The 21,486-nt window shown below is 56.6% G+C and carries 12 protein-coding genes and 2 pseudogenes; 5 read left to right on the top strand and 9 right to left on the bottom strand.

Features of this window, described 5'->3' with window-relative positions:
* Nucleotides 1-13: 13 nt before the first annotated feature.
* Nucleotides 14-2,124 (bottom strand): annotated as a pseudogene (locus tag ACVWZ0_RS09390) (TonB-dependent siderophore receptor).
* Nucleotides 2,125-2,389: 265 nt separating this feature from the next.
* Nucleotides 2,390-4,036: an alpha,alpha-trehalase TreA gene (gene treA, locus ACVWZ0_RS09395; RefSeq protein WP_253454525.1), complete on the bottom strand. Its 1,647-nt coding sequence runs from the start codon at nucleotides 4,034-4,036 to the stop codon at nucleotides 2,390-2,392.
* A 630-nt stretch (nucleotides 4,037-4,666) separates the two neighbouring features.
* Here treA and ACVWZ0_RS09400 point away from each other — a divergent pair.
* On the top strand, nucleotides 4,667-5,833 hold the full coding sequence (locus tag ACVWZ0_RS09400) for a type VI secretion system ImpA family N-terminal domain-containing protein (RefSeq protein WP_253454524.1): 1,167 nt from the start codon (nucleotides 4,667-4,669) through the stop codon (nucleotides 5,831-5,833).
* A gap of 389 nt (nucleotides 5,834-6,222) precedes the next feature.
* Here ACVWZ0_RS09400 and fumA read toward each other — a convergent pair whose 3' ends face one another.
* Both fumA and ACVWZ0_RS09410 read right to left on the bottom strand, forming a co-directional pair.
* Nucleotides 6,223-7,869 carry a class I fumarate hydratase FumA gene (gene fumA, locus ACVWZ0_RS09405; protein WP_253454523.1) on the bottom strand — a complete coding sequence of 549 codons (1,647 nt, stop codon included), beginning with the start codon at nucleotides 7,867-7,869 and terminating at the stop codon, nucleotides 6,223-6,225.
* Nucleotides 7,870-7,957: 88 nt separating this feature from the next.
* Nucleotides 7,958-9,457: a DASS family sodium-coupled anion symporter gene (locus ACVWZ0_RS09410; protein WP_125289686.1), complete on the bottom strand. Its 1,500-nt coding sequence runs from the start codon at nucleotides 9,455-9,457 to the stop codon at nucleotides 7,958-7,960.
* 578 nt (nucleotides 9,458-10,035) lie between these two features.
* Between ACVWZ0_RS09410 and ACVWZ0_RS09415 the strand changes: the two are divergent.
* A pseudogene (locus ACVWZ0_RS09415) lies at nucleotides 10,036-12,817 on the top strand (flavocytochrome c).
* A 17-nt stretch (nucleotides 12,818-12,834) separates the two neighbouring features.
* On the top strand, nucleotides 12,835-13,800 hold the full coding sequence (locus ACVWZ0_RS09420; RefSeq protein ID WP_253454521.1) for an FAD:protein FMN transferase: 966 nt from the start codon (nucleotides 12,835-12,837) through the stop codon (nucleotides 13,798-13,800).
* On the opposite strand, the gene dcuR is transcribed toward ACVWZ0_RS09420, so the two are convergent.
* The 3 genes from dcuR to ACVWZ0_RS09435 all read right to left on the bottom strand — a co-directional run bounded on the left by dcuR (nucleotide 13,781) and on the right by ACVWZ0_RS09435 (nucleotide 17,148).
* Nucleotides 13,781-14,494 (bottom strand): two-component system response regulator DcuR, encoded by a 714-nt coding sequence (dcuR, locus tag ACVWZ0_RS09425; RefSeq protein WP_253454520.1) that lies wholly within the window; start codon nucleotides 14,492-14,494, stop codon nucleotides 13,781-13,783. The genes ACVWZ0_RS09420 and dcuR overlap by 20 nt on opposite strands.
* Complete coding sequence (locus tag ACVWZ0_RS09430) at nucleotides 14,491-16,083, bottom strand: sensor histidine kinase (RefSeq protein ID WP_253454519.1); 1,593 nt, start codon at nucleotides 16,081-16,083, stop codon at nucleotides 14,491-14,493. The genes dcuR and ACVWZ0_RS09430 overlap by 4 nt, the downstream gene beginning before the upstream one ends.
* 99 nt (nucleotides 16,084-16,182) lie before the next feature.
* A complete protein-coding gene (locus tag ACVWZ0_RS09435) occupies nucleotides 16,183-17,148 on the bottom strand; it encodes a LysR family transcriptional regulator (protein ID WP_253454518.1) in 966 nt (321 codons plus the stop codon).
* 136 nt (nucleotides 17,149-17,284) lie between these two features.
* On the opposite strand from ACVWZ0_RS09435, the gene ACVWZ0_RS09440 reads away from it, so the two are divergent.
* Nucleotides 17,285-18,151, top strand: a complete 867-nt coding sequence (locus tag ACVWZ0_RS09440) for an arginase family protein (protein ID WP_253454517.1) — start codon at nucleotides 17,285-17,287, stop codon at nucleotides 18,149-18,151.
* Nucleotides 18,152-18,215: 64 nt separating this feature from the next.
* On the opposite strand, the gene ACVWZ0_RS09445 is transcribed toward ACVWZ0_RS09440, so the two are convergent.
* Complete coding sequence (locus ACVWZ0_RS09445; RefSeq protein WP_253454516.1) at nucleotides 18,216-19,310, bottom strand: mechanosensitive ion channel family protein; 1,095 nt, start codon at nucleotides 19,308-19,310, stop codon at nucleotides 18,216-18,218.
* 479 nt (nucleotides 19,311-19,789) lie between these two features.
* Between ACVWZ0_RS09445 and ACVWZ0_RS09450 the strand changes: the two genes are divergently transcribed.
* Nucleotides 19,790-20,812, top strand: a complete 1,023-nt coding sequence (locus ACVWZ0_RS09450) for an isopenicillin N synthase family dioxygenase (protein WP_253454515.1) — start codon at nucleotides 19,790-19,792, stop codon at nucleotides 20,810-20,812.
* 238 nt (nucleotides 20,813-21,050) lie between these two features.
* Here ACVWZ0_RS09450 and ACVWZ0_RS09455 read toward each other — a convergent pair whose 3' ends face one another.
* Entirely contained in the window at nucleotides 21,051-21,416 is a 366-nt protein-coding gene (locus ACVWZ0_RS09455) for a DUF6404 family protein (protein WP_253454514.1), read from the bottom strand.
* Between the last annotated feature and the right edge of the window lie 70 nt (nucleotides 21,417-21,486).

The following is a 21,486-nucleotide window of genomic DNA, read 5'->3' on the forward strand; positions in this document are numbered from 1 at the left end:
TTTCTTATCTGCCTCAGAAATCGTAGCCGACGGTGGCCATCACCGAACGTTCCGCTCCCCAGTAGCAGTAGCCCGTGCCGTAGCAGGCCGCGACGTAGTGACGGTCGGTGAGGTTAGTCGCGTTAAGCTGCACAAACGCGCCTTTCAGGCTGGGGTTCCAGACGCCAAGATCGGCCCGTACCGAAGCGTCAAACAGCGTGACGGAGGGCAGGCGCGTGGTGTTTTCATTGTCTGCCCACTGCTTGCCGATATAGCGTACGCCCGCGCCCGCGCTGACGCCCCACGCAAACTGATATTTACCCCAGAAAGAAGCCATCGAATTTGGCGTCACATAAGGCGTGTGGCCGTCGTTGCCGTCCACGGCATCCTTATAACGGACGTGATTAAGCGTGTAGCTGGCCAGCGTGCTCAGGCGCGGCGTCCACTGGTGATGGGCTTCCAGCTCCAGCCCCTGCGAATGCACTTTGCCTGCCGGGTCGTAATAGGATTCCTTAACCACGCGGTTGCCCACATCTTTCTGCGTTAAATCGTACACTGCCGCGCTATAGAGATCCGAGGTGCCCGGCGGCTGATATTTCACGCCGGTTTCATACTGCTCCGAGGTCGTCGGCTGCAGCAGATTGCCGTTAATGTCGGAAAGGGACTGCGGCGTAATCGCCTGGCTGTAGCTGACGTAAGGCGAAACGCCGTTGGCAAAGGCGTAAAGCAGCGCGGCGCGCCCGCTGAGATGATCGTCCTGGCGGCGATGCTTGTCTGCCGTCGCATCGTTCTCCGTTTGCGATACGATACGGTCATAGCGCCCGGACAGATCCAGATGCCACTGCTGCCAGCTCATCTCGTCCTGCAAATAAACGCCGGTCTGATAGTAGCGGCGCTGCGAGCGAGGGAAAAATCGTAATCCGGCTGCGGCCCCAGCGCTTCACCCGTGCGCGCGTTCAGCTGGCTGGCGTTGCCGCTGGCTTCGTAAAGATCGTTTTTATACTGATGGTACTCCGCGCCCAGCACGACTTTGTGTGCCAGCTCGCCCGTGGCGAAATCCGCCTCCAGCTGATTATCCAGCGCAAAGGCATCGAGTGACGAGCGGGAGCCGGAGTAATAGCGGTTCAGCCGATCCGCGTCAGCCGTATCCCAGCCAATTTGGTAAACCTGATCGAGATCGACATTGGAATGGGCGTAGCTGGCGTTGGAGCGGAAAGCCCAGGTATCGTTAAAGCGATGGGCAAATTCATAGCTGTAAATCTGCTCGCGCCGTTTAAATTGATCCAGAGAACTGTCGCCATCGTAAAAGCCGGTACTCAGCTTGCGTCCGTTATGTTCAGTAATACTGCCGTCGCCGGGCACCGCGCCGTGATAGCCACCGGAAGGATCCTTCTGTAGATAAGCGCGCAGCAGCAGAGAGGTATCTTCATCCGGCTGCCAGAGCAGGGAAGGGGAAAGGGCGTATTTCTCTTCGCGCGTATGATCGTATTGCGTATCGCTGTGGCGGCTAAGGCCGGTCAGCCGGAATGCCCACTGTTCGTTAATGGCGTCGGTATAATCAAAGGCGGTGCTGGTGCTGTTATGGTTGCCCGCCGAGGCGCGGAAATGGCCCTGCTGGCTGAACTGCGGACGCTTCGAACTTTCCATCACCAGCCCGCCGGGCACCGTTTGACCGTAAAGCGCCGATGAGGGGCCTTTAATTACGTCGATACGTTCCAGAAACCAGGGATCGACCTGCAGTATATTGTAGCTGCCGGGATCGCTCATCAGCCGCAAGCCGTCTAGGAAGATATTATCCACGTCGCCGCCGTGGAAGCCGCGCAGCGAAACGGTATCGTAGCGGCTGGCTGCGCCGGCAAAATTCGTAAAAGCACCGGCGGTATAGCTCAGCGCCTGGTTGACGTCGGTTGCGCCCTGATCCTCCATCTGCTGTCGGGTGACAACGGAAACGGCCTGCGCGGTAAGCGCCAGCGGCCGGTCGGTTTTCATTGCGCCCTGGCTGGTGGTGGCGTTATAGCCGGAGGTCGGCGTAGTGGCCGTTTCGGCAGGAGCGGCGGTAACGACCAGCGTATCGGCGGCGCAAAGGGCAACGGGCGAGACAAACAGCGTAGTACAGAACAGCAGGCGTTTTTGAGCGAAAACCATGCTTCTTCCCTTTCAGAGTTCAAACAGAAAGCGCTGCCGGACTTGTTAACGGCTGGCAGCAAAAGTGTAAAGAGTATGACAATCTTAATGATAATTATTATCTTTACAACTACGGCGTACAATCCGTGATTTTTCTGATAAACGGCGTGAAGGGGGAAAATAAGCAGGAGGAATCAGGCAAGCGTGCGTGATTTTCTGGTAAGCAACGAAGGGAGAGAAACAAGCAGGAAGAAATCAGGCGATCCTGGACCGCCTGAAGAAAGGCTTACTGGCCTTTAGTGATATCGCCGACGTTATTACATACCACCCCTTTCGGGCAGTAGAGATCCATTAACTTCAGCGTGACGCCGTTGGTCCAGCCGAAGCCGTCCTGTAGCGGGTATTCGCCGCCGCCGCCGCCGCCCAGGTTATTGCCTTCCACCACATATTTTTCGACCAGCTTGTGCTCTTTGTCATAGGTGGTCTGCACGTTTTTCAAAAAGCGCATGCCGATATCTTTCGCCAGCGTCTGCTTGCCGTAGTTGTTCAGCCCTTCCACGGCTGCCCACTGCAACGGCGCCCAGCCGTTTGGCGCATCCCACTGCTGGCCGTTGTTGACGTTGGTTGTTACCAGGCCGCCTTCCTTCACCAGCTGCGCCTGGACCGCCGTCGCCGTGCGGTTGGCCTGATCCGCCGTTGCCGCCTTGAGATAAAGCGGGAACAGCGTCGCGGCCGTCAGCTGCGGACGAACTTGCGCCATCTTCCAGTCATAGTCGGCGTACCAGCCCTGTTTTTCATCCCAGAAATAGCGGTTAATCGCCTGCTGGCGCTGTTCGGCCCGCTGCGCAAAGCGCTCGCTGGCGTCCGCCTGACCGGCCTCTTTATTGGCGCGCGCCAGCGTTTTTTCCAGATGAAACATCAGCGAGTTCAGATCGACCGGCAAAATAGCGGTGGTTTGAATCGAGGAGATATCGTCCGGCTTAGCGAACCAGCGTGAGCTGAAATCCCAGCCGGAGGCCGCGCCCGAGCGAAGATCGTGATAAAGCTCGCCCTTATCGCGTCCTTTAGCTTTTTCCACCGTCGCGATGTCGTCCATATAAGATTCGGTACGCGGCACGTCACGGGCGTCCCAATAGCGGTTCAGCAGCGCGCCGTCTTTCAGCTTCACCAGCCGCTTGCTGGCTTCGCCCGCTTTGAGGTGGTCAGCGCCGTTCATCCAGTAGTCATACTCTTTCTGCAGCTCCGGCAGGTACTGACGATAGACGCTGTCGCCTTTATGCGTCGCCAGCAGGTCGACCATCAGGCTGAAGAAAGGCGGCTGCGAGCGGCTGAGATAATAGCTGCGGTTGCCGTTAGGGATATGGCCATATTTATCCAGCAGCGAGGCGAAGTTATCCACCATATCCTGCACGCGATCCCAGTGGCCGCTTTCCGCCAGGCCAAGCATCGTGAAATAGCTGTCCCAATAGTAAATCTCCCGGAAGCGGCCGCCCGGCACGACGTAAGGCTTGGGCAACGCCAGCAGAGAATCCCACTGGTTAACCGGCGTGGCGTTACGGGTCAGTACCGGCCACAGCCCGTCGATATGTTCACGCAGGCTCTGTCCGGCAGGCGGCACGTAGGCCGGGCCGTTGGTGGGCAGCGTGAAGTTAGTATTCACAAATCGGCGCAGGTCGAAATTGCGCTGTTTTCTCTGCATCTGCCAGTCTGCCAGGATCAGGCTGGGACTGGTTTTCGGCAGGGCGTCTGCGAAGGTCTTTTGATCGGGAAACAGTTTAGCGGCCTGCACCGCCTTAAACAGCGGCCCCAGCGTCATATCAGGCGGCTGCGGCTGCCCATCGGCGGCAGCGGCGAAGCCGGCCTGCGTCAGCGCGGCAATCAGCAACGGCAGCGACAGCACGGTTTTCCATTGACGTTTTTCAACTTTCTGCATTAGTCGTTCTCCCTATCCCAATCGAATAGCTGTAAGTTATTGACCCTGAAACAAACTTTAGACGAAATTCCGGAGTTCGCCCGGACCGGTGCCGCGAAATGTGATGCGCCAGGCTTTTTATCAACGGCGCGTGAAAGAAAAGGGGTACAAACTGGAAATATTTAATCAAATCTATTAAGCAAATAAAGTAAAAATGGCTTATTCAGGATGCGGCGGCTAATAGCTTCCTGAAAGCCATCTGATGTCAGCGGCCGTCCGTAAAAAACAACCCGCTAACTGGAACGGTGGTTTTATGAAGGATCTTTTTTCGATAATTGTTTAGCGGGCTGTTTGCTACGCTTGCCAACAAGCCGCCGCTTTATGTTACTGAAAAAGATCGGATGGTGAAATAATGAAAATAAAAGCCGCCTGTTTTGTGAAGAAGCATCCTCATTGCAACGAGGAACGATAAATTACTTTTGCAAATCACTATTATGGTTAATATATTACAGGTGACTTTAAGGTGACATCACGGTTTTATCCTCTGTCCTGAGGAAAATTTTTTATCGTGACGCGGGAAAGCATATTGACGCAAACGCTTGAAGTCCATTCAGGGATTGACAGAATTATTGGAAAAAAGGAACAACCGGCATGACAACACACGGCGACAATATTTTGCAGACAGGCGGCGATCCTCGCGCGCTGGCGGAATTTTCCGCCCTGCGGCAGGAAATCGCCTTGCTCAATCAGCCTGGCGAGTCAGGGCCGGACTGGCAGCGCGTGGAGGCGCTCGCGATCGCGCTTTTTCGGGCGAACGGCATGGATTTGCAAAGCGTGGCCTGGTATACGCTGGCCAGGGCGCACAGCGCCGGGCTGCCGGGATTGTGCGAAGGGTTTGAAATCATTACGGCAATGATGAAACATCAGTGGCCGACGCTCTGGCCGCAGCCGCTTTCCGCCCGGCTGGCGATTGTGACCTGGCTGAGCGCCGGGATGCAACAACGGCTTAAGGAGCTTCAGCCGGAAGCGAGCGATCTCGATCTGCTTTACCGACTGCAGGCGCAGCTGGAACAAAATGTCAACACGCTTGAGGTGCTGGCCTACAAGCATCTGAGCCAGCTTGATCGCCTGAATATCCAAATCAGCGAGCTTATAGCGCAGCTTACCGTGCCGGAACGCCAGCTCAAAACTGACCGGACCATGCTGACGAGGGCGACCCTGGCGCGGGCCGGTCGTAGCGATGAGTTCACGCCGCTGGTTTACGTGCCGGGTGATATGACCAGCTCTGGCGCGCTCACGGTCAGTTTTAGTTTTTGGGAGCGTAGCCGGGGCTTTTTTGCCGGCATGGTTGTCGCCTGCCTGCTGTGCGCTTTAGGCTCGTGGGCTTTGCAGCTGATGCAGCCCGAGCCGGATAAAGCGCAGCGGATTGCTCTGCTGGCCCGCCAGGTTACGCCAGAGCTGGGCGGCCAGGATAAAAACTGGCAGGAGGCCGTTATGCTGGCCGCGCTGCCCAGGGAGCAGCTGGTGCTGTGGCATACGGCACGGTTGAGATTAAAAAAAATGCTGGCGCTGGTGAAGGTGCCGGAGGAGCAGCGCGCTGGCTGTCTTACCTATACGGAATTCGAGGCTCAGCTGGTCACTCTTCGGCAGCCTCTGGAAGCGATGCAGCCCGCAGAGGAGCTGTTGCGTCAGCTTGAGTCGAATCCGCTATCGCCGGTATTAAGAGGGAAAATAGAGAATCGCTTAAAACAGCTGCTGGCGCGCTACGCGCTTATTCTTCAGTCTGCCAGTAAAGACGCTTCGGAGAATAATAAATAATAGCCTGCGCGCTTCTTTTTAAACGAATGACGTTTTCCTGAAATAGTATAAAGAAGATGGGCGGAATATGTGTTCTGTTTCTTAACGGAGCTTTTCATCGTTATAGCCAGGCTCGTAACAAGACCCGCTTGTTTTACCAGTCGTTTTTCAAAAATAACCCTGTGGTATTTTATCAGGTTCATTTTTACTGCGCGCTTCTGTTTCCCCCAGAGATGGGGTGTAGGTTATTTTTTACAGGGGATAAGTAGCGCCAGCAAATAAACAGGGTGGATAAGAAACGAATTTACAGGGCATGTAACGGGCAGGGCACTGTCGTTGTATTAGCGCGCCAGCAGCCTTTATCTGGCGCGCTCATGGCTGGCTCCTTTATTCGATAAAGGGGCCGCTGATTATTTAGCGCATTTACCGCACTGATTTTGCGCAATCAGCGTGAAAAAGTCGTTGCCTTTATCATCGACCAGGATAAACGCCGGGAAGTTTTCCACCTCAATCTTCCATACCGCTTCCATACCCAGCTCCGGGTATTCCACGCACTCCAGGCTCTTGATACTCTGCTGCGCCAGCACCGCCGCCGGGCCGCCGATACTGCCCAGGTAAAAGCCACCGTGTTCGCGACAGGCATCGGTCACCTGCTGGCTGCGGTTGCCTTTCGCCAGCATAATCAGGCTGCCGCCGTTGGCCTGTAAACGATCGACATAAGAATCCATTCGCCCGGCGGTCGTCGGGCCAAGCGAGCCGGAAGCATAGCCTTCGGGGGTTTTGGCCGGGCCGGCGTAGTAAACGGGGTGATCTTTCAGGTACTGCGGTAAACCTTCGCCTCTTTCCAGCCGTTCGGCGAACTTCGCATGGGCAATATCGCGAGCCACGATAATGGTACCGCTTAGCGAAAGCCGGGTAGAAACCGGGAAGCGCGACAGCTGCGCCAGAACCTCTTCTATCGGCCGGTTGAGGTTAATCTGATGCACCTCGCCTTCACCCTGCTGGCGCAGTTCGGCCGGAATATAGCGTCCCGGATTATCCTCCAGCTTTTCAATCCAGATGCCATCGCGGTTGATTTTCGCTTTGATATTGCGGTCGGCGGAGCAGGAAACGCCCATGCCGACCGGGCAGGAAGCGCCGTGGCGCGGCAGGCGGATCACCCGAATATCGTGGGCGAAGTATTTGCCGCCGAACTGGGCGCCCAGCCCCAGCTTCTGCGCGGCCGCCAGCAGCGCCTGCTCCAGCTCGCGATCGCGGAACGCCTGGCCATGCTCATTGCCTTCAAACGGCAGGCCGTCATAGTAGTGCGTTGAGGCCAGCTTGACCGTTTTCAGGGTGCTTTCGGCCGAGGTGCCGCCGATCACAAAGGCGATATGGTAAGGCGGGCAGGCCGCCGTGCCCAGCGTGCGCATTTTCTCGGTCAGCCAGGCCTCCAGCCTGCCGGGGTTGAGCAGAGCGCGCGTCTCCTGCCACAGGTAGGTTTTGTTGGCGGAGCCGCCGCCTTTAGCCATGCAGAGAAATTTATACTCATCGCCGTCCACGCTGTAGAGGTCGATCTGCGCAGGCAGGTTAGTACCGGTATTAATCTCGCGATACATATCCAGCGCGACGTTCTGCGAGTAGCGCAGATTATCCTGGCTGTAGGTGTTGTAAACGCCCTGCGACAGCGCCGCTTCATCGCCGCCGCCGGTCCAGACGCGCTGGCCTTTTTTGCCCATAATAATGGCCGTGCCGGTATCCTGGCAGGTTGGCAGCACGCCTTTCGCCGCGATCTCGGAGTTTCTTAAGAATTGCAGCGCCACATACTTGTCGTTCTCGCTGGCCTCCGGATCGCTCAGAATGGCGGCGACCTGGCGCTGGTGTGCGGGACGCAGCATAAAAGCGGCATCGTGAAACGCCTGCTGCGCCAGCAAAGTCAGCGCTTCCGGCTCGACTTTCAGCACTTCCTGACCGGCGAATTCGCTGACGGAAACGTGATCGCTGCTCAGCAGATAGTATTCGGTTTCGTCAGGGGCGAGAGGAAAAGGGTTCTGATAGACGAAAGGTTTGTTTGACATTTTGCTCACCTGGTAAGCCGTAGCGTGCGCCGCGGCAAGGAAAGAGGCCGGGGCCGGAAAAGGCCCGTCAGCCTGGGTTTTTTTACGGTCAGAACATCATGACCATCCATGGATAGGCAATCAGCATCATGCCGCCGAGGAAAATCGCGCCGAAAATAGTGCCAAGCCGCCAGTAGTCTTTGGTCGGCAGATAGCCGCTGCCGTAGTAGATTGGGCTGGGGCCGGTGCCGTATGGGGTAATAATCCCCATCACGCCGAGCGAGGTCACCATCATCAGGCAGTAGACCGGCATATTGATGCCCGGAATGGCGGCAGCGATGGTCAGCATGGCCGGCAGCAGCGCGGTGGTATGAGCGGTGGTGCTGGCAAAAAGGTAGTGCAGCAGGAAGAAGGCCACCAGCAGCATCACGGCCGCCACTTGCGGATCGATGCCGGTCAGCAGCTGGCCGCCTTCTTTGCCCAGCCAGGCAATAAAGCCGACGCGCGCCAGGCCATCCGCCAACGCCACCAGCGTGGCGAACCAGGCGAAGGTGTTCCAGGCCGGTTTATTGCTGGTGATATCGTTCCAGTTCAGCACGCCCGTCCACAGCATCAGCACCACGACCAGCAGCGCCGCCATGGCCGGTTCAATCCAGCTGGTGGCGAAAATCCACATCAGCAGCGCGCAGCAGACAAACAGCAGCAGCAGCATTTCGTTGCGCGACAGCTTGCCCAGTTTTTCCAGCTCGCTTTTTGCCCAGCGCGGCACCTCGTCGTTGATCTTCACTTCCGGCGGATAGAACCAGTAGGCCAGTAAAGGCATGGTTAAGATCAGCAGCAGGCCCAGTGGCAGGAAGGCGAGGAACCAGTTCCCCCATGAGATATCGAAGCCCACGATGCTTTTCACCAGCGCCAGCGCCAGCAGGTTAGGCGCGAGCGCCGACAGGAACATTGAGCTGGTAATACAGGCTGCGGTGATCGCCACCCACATTAAATAAGAACCAATTTTACGCGCGCTGGGATCGTTGGGTTTGGAACCGTACAGCGGCGGCAGGTTAGCGATAATCGGGTAGATAGTCCCGCCGCTGCGCGCCGTGTTGGACGGGGTGAAAGGCGCCAGCAGCAGATCGGCGAAGGTAATGGCGTAGCCCAGCGTCAGGCTGCGTCGCCCCAGATACTTCACCAGGATCAGCGCCAGACGGCGGCCAAACTGCGTCTTGTCATAACCCGCGGCGAACATAAACGCGCCGAAAATCAGCCAGACCGTAGAGTTGCCGAACCCGCTGACCGCCCATTTAAAGGACTGCGTGGCGGCCTGGAATTTGGGGTCGGCCAGCTCGGCCGGACTGAACAGCAGCCAGTGGCTGAACAGGGCAATGACCACCACCCCGGTCAGGCCGATCACCGCACCGGGCAACGGTTCGAAGATCAGGCCAACGATGACGCCGACGAACACCGCGAAGAAGCGCCAGGCGTAAGGCTCCAGCCCGCCGGGGACCGGCGTCAGCAGCAGCAGCACCGTGACCAGCACGGGCAGAAAAAGCATAACAAGACGTTTTTTGGTTCCCGGTGAGGCGGGCGATCCACTCGACGTTGATTTTGTTTTCATAGTGTTGATCTGCAAGTTAACAGTAATAAAAGAGATATGTCCCGGTTAATGGCTACGCCCTTTTTAAACGGGCTTATTTACCGCGACCCTGGTGACAGGATGGCCTTTTTAAACATGTTTTTAACATACTATTAAGGAACTGTGAAGATAATGCAGGTCGCCCTGAATAATAATATTGATCTGGATCAATAAATATTTCCAGCCATTTTGTTCTTTTTTTTGGAAAATGCATTTTCCCTGATTGTCTTCCCAAAATTGTTACGTGTAGAGCAGTTTACTGTTACGTTTTTATTTCCTGAAATAGCTGGTACTATTTTTAGTGTATTGATTTTATTGGTTTTATTTTTAGGCGGCAATTGGAATTTGCTTTAGTTAACTAATGAGTAACAATCAGAGCGGTGACGGCGTGACATAATGCGGTAATTGTTTCTGGTAATTTAAAAAGTTTAATAACTAAATTAACCGATTTAATAAATCCAGAATTGATATATTTATTGCATAAAGCAGAATCCGTTAATTAAGCGAAAACGTTTCTTATGTAACACGGTTCAAAAATTTAAATTTTGGAGTCGATAATAATGAACACGCTCACCCCGATCCTTAATCCGCTGACGCTGCCGAATGGCGCCGTATTAAAAAACCGTCTGGTAATGGCGCCAATGACCACCTGTACGGGATTCTACGACGGCACCGTCACCAGTGAACTGGTAGAGTATTATCGCGAACGTGCCGGCAGCCTGGGCGCGGTGATCGTGGAGTGCTGTTTTATCGATCCCAAAGGGCCGGCATTTCCCGGCGCGATAGGCATTGACAGCGATAACAAAATCGCGGGCCTGGCGCGGATAGCAAGCGCGATCAAATCCAAAGGCTCGCAGGCTATTCTGCAAATTTATCACGGCGGCAGGATGGTGGAGCCTGAGCTGATCGGGCGGCAGAACGCCGGTTGCGCCCAGCGCCATCGCCGCGCCGCGTGAAGGCGCCACCACGCCGCAGGCGCTGACCGGCGAAGAAGTTGAGGTGATGATCACCAAATTCGGCGACGCGGTGAACCGCGCCATCAAGGCCGGCTTCGACGGCGTGGAGCTGCACGGCGCGAACACCTACCTGATCCAGCAGTTCTATTCGCCCAATTCCAACCAGCGCGACGACCAGTGGGGCGGCAGCCGCGATAACCGCACGCGCTTCCCGCTGGCGGTGCTGGATATCACGCATAAAATGGCCGAACGCTTCGCGGACGATACCTTTATCATCGGCTATCGTTTCTCGCCGGAAGAGCTGGAAGTCCCCGGTATTCGCTTTGACGACACGATGTATCTGCTGGAAAAACTCGCCGAGCGCGGGCTGGACTACGTGCATTTTTCCGTAGGGCAGCTGCTGCGGCCTTCTATCGTCGACACCCAGGATCCCACGCCGCTGATTACCAAATTCCGCGCTATGCGCTCCGAAACGCTGGCAAAAATTCCGGTGATCGGCGTCGGCGGCGTGGTGAATAAAGCCGATGCCGAAAGCGGGCTGGAGCACGGTTTCGATCTGGTGGCAATCGGCAAAGCCTGCATCGCCTATCCTGACTGGGCCGATCGCATTATTCACAACGACCATCTGGAACTCTATATCGACAGCAACCGGCGCGAGGCGTTGAAAATCCCCGAGCCGCTGTGGCGCTTCTCGCTGGTGGATGCGATGATCCGCGATATGAGCGCGACCGGCCGCAAATATAAAGCGGGCGTTTATCAGGAAAAAGTCGAGGCGGAGGCGCTGAAGCTAAAAATCAACGTCGCGCTGGATACCGATCGCATTACCGATATCACGCTGGTGCCGGACGATACGCTCGACGTCGATTTCACCACCACTTTCGAAAGCCTGCGCAACCGCATTCTGGTTGCTAACAGCCCGCATGTGGATGCGATTACCGGCGCCACCACCCAAAGTGAAGCCCTGAAAAAAGCGGTTTCGCGGGCGCTCGCTACCTCCAGCAAAGAGCATGTAATAGAAGAGGGCGGCAATCCGCAGGCACCGCAAAACTACGACGTGGTGGTTATCGGCAGCGGCGGCGCGGGCCTGGCAGCGGCTATCCAGGCGCATGACGAAGGCGCGCGCGTGGCCATTATCGAAAAAATGCCGACCATCGGCGGCAATACCATCAAGGCCTCGGTAGGCATGAACGCGGCGGAAACGCGCTTCCAGAAGCTGAAAGGCATCAAGGACAGCAAAACGCTGTTCTATGAAGAAACCCTGAAAGGCGGCCATTTCAAAAACAATCCCGTGCTGTTGAAAGAGTTTGTGGAGCTGGCGCCTGAGGCTATCGAATGGCTGGCGGCGAAAGGCATTGAGCTGAACGATATCACCATCACCGGCGGCATGAGCATCGACCGCACCCATCGTCCGGCAGACCGCTCGGCGGTAGGGGGCTTTCTGATCAGCGGCCTGGTGAAAAACATTAACCAGCGCAATATCGAGGTGCTGCTGGAAACCTCGGTGGAAGAGATCATTTATACCGACGGCAGGGTCAGCGGCGTGAAGGTGGTCGATGAATATTACGACAGCCGCATTCTTAACGCCCGCAGCGTCATCGTTGCCACCGGCGGCTTCAGCGCCAACCGCGAGATGGTCACCCATTACCGGCCGGAGCTGGACGGCTTTGTCACCACTAACCATAAGGGCGCGACCGGCAGCGGTATCGCGCTGCTGCAAAAACTTGGCGCGGGCACGGTGGATATGGGCGAAATCCAAATCCATCCAACGGTAGAGCAAACCACCTCCTATCTGATCTCCGAATCGATTCGCGGCGGCGGCGCCATTCTGGTCAGCCAGGCCGGACACCGTTTCTGCAACGAGATGGCGACCCGCGATAAAGTGTCGGCGGATATTATCGCGCTGCCGGAGAAAAGCGCCTGGGTGATTTTTGACGAACAGGTCAGGCTGAACAACAAGGCGGCCGACGAATACCTTGCCAAAGGCTTTGTGGTCAGCGCGTCTTCGCCGCAGGAGCTGGCGATCAAGCTCAATATGGATCTGCACGCGCTGCTGGCGACGCTGGAGCGCTACAACCTGTTTGTCGAGCGCCAGCAGGATGAGGATTTCGGTCGTCAGACCGCGATGCGCCATCCGCTGAACCAGGGGCCGTTTTACGCCATCCGCATCGCGCCCGGCGTGCACCATACGATGGGCGGCGTCACCATCAACAGCGATACCGCCGTGCTGGATGAGCAGCAGCAGGTTATTGCCGGGGCATGGGCGGCGGGTGAAGTCGTCGGCGGCATTCACGGCGGTAACCGTATCGGCGGCAACGCTATTGCCGATATCATTATCTTCGGCACGCTGGCCGGACGTCACGCGGCTGATTTCGCCCTGCATCATTAACACACCGGAGAGCCACGATGCCAGCTGACGCGCGACTTTACGCTTACTCTGCGGTGCTGATGGGCTCGCCCATCCTGCTGAAGCTGGCGGAGCACGACGAAAAGCTGGCGGGCGACGTGTTCCGCCTGATCCGCCAGCAGGAAAATCTGTTTACCGTGAATCGTGCCGGTTCGCAGCTGATGGCGGTGAACGCGGCGGCGGGCAGCCATCCCGTTGCGGTCAGCGCGCCGGTGTTTGCGCTGATCAAACGCGCCAGGGAAGTGAGCCTGCTGGCCGGAAGCTGTTTCAACTTCGCTATCGGGCCGCTGGTCAAGCGCTGGAAAATCGGTTTTCAGGGCGACAGCGTGCCGCCCGCGCACGAGCTACAGGCGCTGCTGGCATTAACCGATCCCGCCCGCGTGCAGCTGGACGAGCAGCAGCAGACGGTGTTTCTGCCGCAGCCCGGCATGGAGATCGATCTGGGCGCGATAGCCAAAGGCTATATCGCCGACGTGGTCAGGGATTTTCTGCATCAGCGCGGCTGCTTCTGCGGGCTGATCAATCTTGGCGGCAATCTGCAAACGCTTGATGCACCCGCAGGCGAAACGGCATGGGCGATAGGCGTGCAGCTGCCTTTTGGCGAGCCGGGCGCGCTGATCGGCAGCGTCGCCGTCAGCAATAAATCGGTGGTGACGTCGGGCGTGTATGAGCGCTACTTCGAGCTGAACGGCCGCCTCTATCACCATATCCTCAATCCGCAAACCGGTTATCCGCTGGACAACGAGCTGCTCGGCGTAACGGTCATTTCTGACCGTTCGCTCGACGGCGATATTTTTACCACGCTGCTGTATGGCCTGGGCGTAGAACAGAGCCTTGTTTTCCTGAAGGATTATCCGCAGATCGAGGCCATTTTCGTGACGCGAGAGCAGCAGGTAGTGCTGGCAACCCAACAGCCTTTCCGGCTGCTGGACGAGCGCTGGCGGGTTATTGACAGTACTGTTTAAGCAGCTCGCTGTATTCGGCCTGTAGCCGATAGCGGTAGACCGGCCTGCCGGTTGCGCCATAGTGGATGCTGGTAAAGAGTATATGGCACTGCGCCAGCCAGATCAGGTATTTGCGGCAGGAGACGCGGGAGATGTTGACCGCTGCGGCCAGCTCGTCGGTAGAGAACTCTTCCGCCGGATGCGCGTCAATCCACTGGCAGAGCGTGCGCAGCGTCTGCGGCGTCAGGCCTTTCGGCAGGCGTTTGCCTTCGGCTGGCGCATCCCTGTCGCCGTGGAGCAGCCGATCCACATCGGCCTGCTGATACCAGGGCTGGCTGTCCATCAGCGTCTTGCGGCGACGCCAGCCGGTCAGCGCCTCTTCAAAACGCGAGAACTGGAAAGGCTTGATCAGATAGTCCACCACGCCGTAGTGCAGCGATTGCCTGACGGTATCGGCATCGGCGGCGGAAGAGATCACAATTACATCCACCGCCTGCTTCGCCTGGCGCAGCGCGGGCAGCAGATCCAGCCCGCTCTCCTGCTGCAAATAGATATCCAGCAGGATCAAATCAATGCCGCCATGCAGCGCCATCTCCTTTGCCTGTTGCAGGGTCGAGGCTATGCCCACGCAGTGAAATCCTTCCAGCTGGCCGATATAGCAGCGGTTCAACTCGGCGACCATGGCGTCATCATCGACGACTAACACGTTAATCATGCGCTTTTGTTTCCTCTATCCCAGGGCAGTTGGACTAAAAATTGCGTATAAACGCCGGGTTCGGACTCTACAATAATTTTTCCGCCAAGGCTTTCGGTTTGTTGTTTGACGAGGAACAAGCCCATGCCCCGATCGTCTCCTTTGCTGGAAACGCCTTTCTCAAAGATAGCATCTGGTTCCGGGATGCCCGGCCCGTCATCGCTGACCTCGCAGGCCAGCCAGCCGTTCTGATAGTGCAGCAGCACGCTGATTTCGCCGCCGGGCTGGCCGTCTGCGGCCTCCAGCGCGTTCTCAATCAGGTTGCCCAGAATGGTGATCAGCGCGGCGGACTGCGTTTCGCTGCCGCAGTCCGGCAGCAGGCTGTCCTCGCTGACGATCAGCCGGTGGCCGCGATCGGTCGCGCGTTCGATCTTGCTTAACAGAAAGCCCGCAATCACCGGCGATTTAATTTTCATCAGCAGCGAGCCAATCTCTGTCTGATAGCCGTTGGCGGTTTTCAGGATATAGCTTTCCAGCTGCTGGTAGTTTTTCATATGCAGCAGGCCGAGGATCACATGCAGCTTGTTCATAAATTCATGCGAGCGCTCGCGTAGCGCGTCAACATAGTTGACCAGGCCGTCCAGCCGCTGCACCAGCTGGCTGACCTCGGTTTTATCCCTGAAGGTACAGACCGCGCCGATAATCACGCCCTTGCTGCGTACCGGCATGGTATTGCTGAGCAGCACGCGCCCCTTGAAATGCAGCTCTCTGTCGCGCTGCGGCACGCCGCTTTGCACCACTTCGCGCAGGTTGGCGATGAGCGGGCCGGGCGCTTCGTCCTGCGGATGGCGCGCTTCGGTAAAAAGCTGCTGCGCGGCGCGGTTGATCAGCGTGACCTGTACGCGATCGTCCACCGCAATAACGCCTTCCTTAATCGATTGCAGCATCGCCTGGCGCTGCTCATACAGCATCGAAATCTCGTAAGGCTCCAGACCGGAGAGCACGCGGCGGGAGGCCCGCACCAGGCACCAGGTGCCGATAGCGCCCGCCAGCACGCCGAACAGTGCCGTCCACAGTACCGACCAGCGGGTACGCGCGATCTGCTGCGCGACCTCGCTCAACGAGATGCCTACCGCCACCACGCCAATCTGCCGCTGCCGGGCGTCGTAAATCGGCGTAAATACGCGTAGCGCCTGCGCCAGCTGGCCGCGATTGATCGACACGTTTTCCTTACCCGCCAGCGCCGGCTGCAAATCCTCGCCGATGAAAGGGCGGTTGATGGCGTTTTTATCAGGGTGAGAATAGCGGATACCGCGCATATCGGTGACCACGACAAACAGCAAATGGTTGCTTTCCTGTACCGCCTGAGTAAGCGGCTGAATAATGTTGCGATCGGCGGGCAGCAGCAGGCCGCGCTGTACTTCGGCAGAATCGGCCAGGGTACGCGCCACCGCCAGCGCTTTATCCTTAACGCCGGCGCGGGTGATATGGCTTATCTGGAAAAAATAGAACAGATGAACGATCAGCAAAACCACGGCGAGCACCGCGCCGACCATCAGGCTGACGGAGGTGCTGAGCTTCAGTGGACGTTTACGGGACGGGTTACTCATGATCGCTCCATGACTGGCGGGACGAAACGGGCTGGCGAAGGATTACTATAGCGGACGACGCCGGCAGGAAAAAGCGGACGGCCCGTCGCCGGAGCGCCATCAGGCGACAGCGCCTGAGGTCATCTGGCGCGGCGCCCGCCGTGCTTCTGCCGCTATTTCTTCGCGCAGCAGGGCAATCAGTTCGCGCAGGCCCTGCGGCACGCGCCGATGGCCCGGATAGTAGAGGCATAGCGCAGGTTCGACGGGCGACCAGTCGGGCAATACCACGTGCAGAGCGCCGTTCAGCAACGGCTCTTTTACGCGGTCTTCCAGACAGTAAGCGATACCCGTTCCGGCAAGCGCCAGCTCCAGCGCCAGCGTGGTTTCGCTGACGCAAATTTGTCCCGGCACGTCGATCACGCGGTAGTCGTTGCCCTGACGAAACTCCCACTTATAGATCACGCCCTGGCCGGTGCGCATACGGATACAGGAATGCGCGCGAAGATCTTCAGGCTCCAGCAGCGGCGGGCGGTGATAAAGATAGCGCGGCGCAGCGACGGCAACCCATTTCAGATCCGCGCCCAGCTTTACGGCGACTAAGTCTTCCGGCACGGTGCCGCCAAAACGGATACCGGCGTCGAAGCCTTCCGCCACGATATCCACCATGCGATCGTCCACGCAGACTTCCACCTCAACCTCCGGATACTTGCTGAGGAACTTTGGCAGATAGCGGCCCACAATCAGTCGCGCACCGTCGCTCAGCACATTCAGGCGCAGACGGCCTGCCGGACGATCGCGCAGGCGATTTACCTCATCCAGCGCGTCGCCGATCTCCTGAAAACCGACGTTCAGCCGCCGCGCCAGGCTGGCGCCCGCTTCGGTAGGGGCAACGGTGCGGCTGGTGCGGTTCAACAGCCGCACGCCCAGCCGCGTTTCCAGATTGCGAATAGCGTGGCTGAGCGCGGAGGTAGTAATGCCCAGCTCTACGGCGGCTTTGGTAAAGCTGCGCAGGCGTTCTACCATGCGAAAAGCGTTCAGATCGGCGAGATCGCTGCGTGACAGCGCGGCTGTGGGTTTAACGGGCATGGGGCATCCAATAGATGAGCCAGATTCAATGCTGCATGGAAAGCTATTGCATCCTGGCGGCTTTAAAGAGTGCTAAGTTTAATGACATTCACTAATTGGAAGCAACCGCCGTGGTTGATTTGACTGAGGAAGATTTATGCATCGGCAGACTGACACGATAAGGATCGTAATGCCGCAGTGGCAGGGCGGCACTTTTCCCATCTACAAGCTTGGCGCAGAACTGCTCGCCTGGCTTGCGCCTGAAACCGCATCCCCCACCTTTACCGTTGCCGTGCCCGAGCCGGATCGGGAGCTGGTGGTGGAAGAGGGCATGGCAGGCCGCAGCGAGTTGAAAAAACAAATTGAGGCGGTCTGGCAAATCGTTAACGATAACCGCCCGGAAAAAATCGTCATGCTGGGCGGCGATTGCCTTGTCGATCTGGTGCCTTTTGCTTATCTGAGCCAGCGCTACGGCAAGAATACCGGTATTCTGTGGATAGATACCCATCCCGACGTGATGACACCAAAAGAGTTCACTAACGCTCATGCGCACGTGCTGGGCGCGCTGCTGGGCAATGGCGACGCAATGCTGACCGATCAGGTTCAACAGCCGATCAGGCCGGAAAACGTGATGATTGCCGGTCTCCATTCGCCAACGGATTACGAGCAAAAATTCCTGGCGGAGTGGCCGGTGCGCACCGCTTCCCCAGCGGCGCTGCGTGAGGGAAACAGGCTGATTACCGACTGGATACAGACGCAGGGCATTACCAACCTGCTTATCCATTTCGATCTGGACGTGCTGGATCCGGCGAAATTCAGCGCCGTATTGTTCGCCAAACCGGATGCGGACGCCGGAGAGTTCACGGATATTGCGCAGGGAAAACTCACCATTGAGGAGGTGCTGGCGCTGTTCAGCGAAGCCGAGGCGGCCACCAATATTGTCGGTGTTGGCATTACCGAGCATATGCCATGGGCGGCGCTGCAAATGCAGCAGATGCTGGCCCGGCTGCCGCTGCTGAAATAGTGGGCTAAGCGACGCGCCTGGCGTAAAAAGAAAAGCCGGAAGCATTCGCTCCCGGCTATCTTCCTCAGGCAGGCTGTTCCTCCTGCGGCAGCGAATTTTCAAAGGTCACAAAACGGTGCGGCCCGGCCAGGCCAATACCTGTCTCTTCCAGATACTCTTTGATCCGCAGGTTAATCTCCTGCTGAATATCCATGTACTGGTTATAGTCGGAAAACTTCAGGATATGTACCACCTCAAACATAATGCGATCGGACTCGAAAGAGGCCAGGTGCGCGCGGTCAAAGCGGGTTTTATCAATGCGGCCGATCACCTCTTCAATCATGGGGCCAATCTTGCGCAGCTGCTCGGCCGATGTCGCCAGCGGCACGCCAAAGCTGAAGACGATACGGCGCGTCTGCATCCTTTTATAGTTGTGGATGGTTTGCTGCAGCAGGATGGCGTTGGCACAGACGATCTGCTCGCCGCTCAGGCTGCGGATGCGCGTGGTTTTCAGCCCGATATGTTCGATAGTGCCCGCCACGTCGTTAAACACCACAAAGTCGCCGATCTCAAAAGGCTTATCAATACCGATTGAAAGAGAGGCGAAAAGGTCGCTCAGCACCGTCTGTACCGCGAGCGCGATGGCGATACCGCCGACGCCCAGGCTTGCCACCAGCGCGGTAATATTGACGCCCGCATTGGCGAGTATCGACAGGATCATCACCGACCAGACCAGCGCCCGGAACAGCAGCCCAAGAATGATGGTAGTGACAGGATTGCGGTGCGAGTCCGGGCCGAAGTTCGTCAGCGAATAGCGCAGCCAGGACTGCACGGCCTGATCCAGCCACAGCGCGATTTGCAGCGCCAGCACCAGGAACCAGGCGTGCGGGATGGTGCCGCTGACCTGGCCGGGCAACACGATAAACTGCAGGCTGAACAGAAAAGAAGCGATAAAGATCAGCGTGACCCGGGTTCTTTTCAGCACGTCCAGAAAGACGCGGTGCGCCACGCGATTTTCATGATCTTCCGCCCACGAGCCTATCCGTTTTTCCAGCAGAGAGATAACTTTGCGGATCAGGAAGAAAGTCACAGCGGTGATCACCACTACCAGCAGAATGTTACCCCAGAAGGTCACTGACGTAATCAACTTCAAATAGTTTGTATGAAAGATTTCTTTCACACGGCCTCCTTTATTCTGAATGGGTAAGAGAGTAAGTGTAGTAGAAAATTCAAAGGGATAGCTGTTTTTTGATTGCTAATTAAATTTTACTGTTAAAATGAAGCTGTACTTAAATATTTGTGGGGATTTTTTTAATCTAACTTGCTGTTATAAAAGGCTGTATCATGTTTTTGTGGTTATTATTTCAGCTTCAGGTGGCTGGGTAATAATAAGCTTTTCCATTGAGTTGCTATAAAAATTAATAATTAATCTGGTGGGCCAGGCTGAGTATTTATTTTCTGGCTGATAGTTATATTCTTATCAGGAAGTTTTAGCCGTTTCTGCTGATGGAGTTGGTCGGGTTTTAACGCAAAGAGCAGGTAATAAACGAGGCAAAATGACTTCTGATATTTGCATATAGATAGCATGAATAGTTCGTAGAGATAGTACAGGCGGAGTGGCAATGTGGAACTAAGCCTCTTTCAGCCAGGATAAAAGTCATGAGCCAACAAAGTCCGTTAACGCTTCCGGTTATCGATTTCGCTCAATTAACCGCATCGGCGCAGCAGCGTTCAGCCTTGCTCGACTCGCTTGCCCGGGCGGCACGTGAAGTCGGGTTTTTCTATCTGATCAATCATGGGATCAACCAGCCGTTGATCGACAGAGTGCAGCAGGTTGCTCGCGCGTTCTTTGCTTTACCGCCGGAAGAAAAGCTCAGGGTCAAAATGGCGAATTCGCCGCATTTTCGCGGCTATAACCTTGCTGGCGTAGAGATAACCCGTAATCAGCCTGATTATCGCGAACAGTTCGATATCGGCGCGGAACGAGAGGCGCTACCCGTCTCGCCAAATATTCCGGCATGGCAAAGAATGCAGGGGCCTAACCAGTGGCCGCAGGCGCTGCCGGAACTGCAACTTGTGCTAACGCGCTGGCAGCAGGAAATGACTGAGGTTGCATTGAAACTGCTGCGCGCTTTCGCCGAGGCGCTGCAACTGCCGCAGGACGCTTTCGACGGCCTTTACGGCGCTTTCCCCAATGAACATATCAAACTGATCCGTTATCCGGGGCGCACCGACAGCGAATCGCGTCAGGGCGTGGGCGCGCATAAGGATTCCGGTTTTTTGACGCTGCTGCTGCAGGATGATAAGCCAGGTCTGGAGGTTGAGGTTCGTCCTGGCGAATGGACAGCGGCGACGCCTTTACCCGGTTCGTTTGTAGTCAATATTGGGGAGCTGCTTGAGCTGGCGACCAACGGCTATCTGCGTGCCACCGTGCACCGAGTAGTATCGCCGCAGACGGAACAGGAGCGTTTATCTGTCGCCTTTTTTCTTGGCGCCCAGCTTGACGCCGTGGTGCCGGTATATCAGCTGCCGGAAGCGCTGGCGAACATGGCGCAGGGGCCGGACAGCGATCCGCAAAATCCGCTGCTGCGGGAGGTCGGCTGGAACTATTTAAAAGGGCGGCTGCGCTCGCATCCCGACGTGGCGCAGCGCTTCTATGCAGACTTCACTGAGCACTGTTAAGAAAGATGCGCTCCACAGGCGCATTGGCCATTTGCCTTTGATAAGCGCTGCTGCTGCGGTTCGGCATGATGGAACAACATAACAGGGGGTAAGAAAGCTATAGTGAACCTCAGCGGAAGAGGTCCGCATGCCGGAAACGGCATGCGTAAAGACGGCCGCCTGTTAATAGCCTGATGATGCGGCAGTATAAAAGGCCACGAGAAATCGGCTGCCGGATTCAGGCCCGGCAGCCGCGTTTTTATAGCTTTTCCCACGCTGGCAGGTGATTAGCTCGTTTTCGCCATTCCTGGAACGCCGCCATAATCACCCCGAAAACCAGACCGGCTATCAGCGTCGAGGTAGCGGCATAAAGCAGCGTGGCTCCCTGAGATTTCCAGAAAATAAACCACATTACTATCCCCCAGAACGGCGTATAGACGACGGCAAAGCTGAAAAAGTTCGTCCAGAATGTTGAGAAGGGCGGTGGAGGCACATGGATCCCCAACCGCCACAGAAATATATGGCACGGAGGGGCGTAGATGCTGGGCCACATCCCCCTGCCTTCCATAATCGCCATGGCACGATTTTTTCTTTTTTCAAAAACTGAGTCCCCGGTCATTTGCATACCCCCCTCTTGTTTTTCTTTTGTCTAATTATAACGGAAGGGTCAAAAAATATACTTTTTTTAAGATTTT

Source organism: Erwinia sp. TECH1, from assembly GCF_054057575.1.